The organism is Italian clover phyllody phytoplasma str. MA1 (assembly GCF_000300695.1).
Lineage (GTDB): Bacteria > Bacillota_I > Bacilli_A > Acholeplasmatales > Acholeplasmataceae > Phytoplasma.
This window is the reverse complement of the sequence record NZ_AKIM01000175.1, coordinates 1-464: the sequence shown is the minus strand read 5'-3', so window position 1 is coordinate 464 and position 464 is coordinate 1. Positions and strand designations below refer to the sequence as shown.

General features: G+C 24.1%; 1 protein-coding gene. It reads left to right on the top strand.

What is annotated here, in order from left to right; genetic code table 11:
- Window positions 1-2 precede the first annotated feature (2 nt).
- Window positions 3-464, top strand: a 462-nt coding sequence (locus RI01_RS03190) for a sigma-70 family RNA polymerase sigma factor (protein ID WP_017193228.1), incomplete at its 3' end; no start/stop codon positions are given.

Genomic DNA, 464 nt, shown 5'->3' with positions numbered 1-464 from the left:
AAATGTTAAGAGAAGAATTATTTAAAGATTTTTTAAAAAATAAAAAGAATTTAACAATTCGTTATCAACTAATCGATTTACATTTGCCATTAGTAAATAAATTAGTTAAGCAATTTAAATATTATCCATACGTAATTCAAAAACAAGATTTATACCAAGAAGGGGTTTTAGGATTAATCAAAACCCTAAATAATTACCAAGATTTAGGTTATGACTTTATCGCTTATGCGACACCAACTATAAAATCAGAAATCAGAGAATTAATAAGAAAAAGTCATTCTCCTTCAATTCCTCAAAAAACTCATAAAACCAATAACACTTCTTTTCAAGAAGAAAAACACACATGGCATTATAAAATCCTTAACCCTCATCAATTATGGTTAAAACAAGTTAATCATGAAATTTTTTTAAAAAAAATGAAAGCTAAATTAAGCGAAAATGAATTTAAAATTATCCATTTAAGT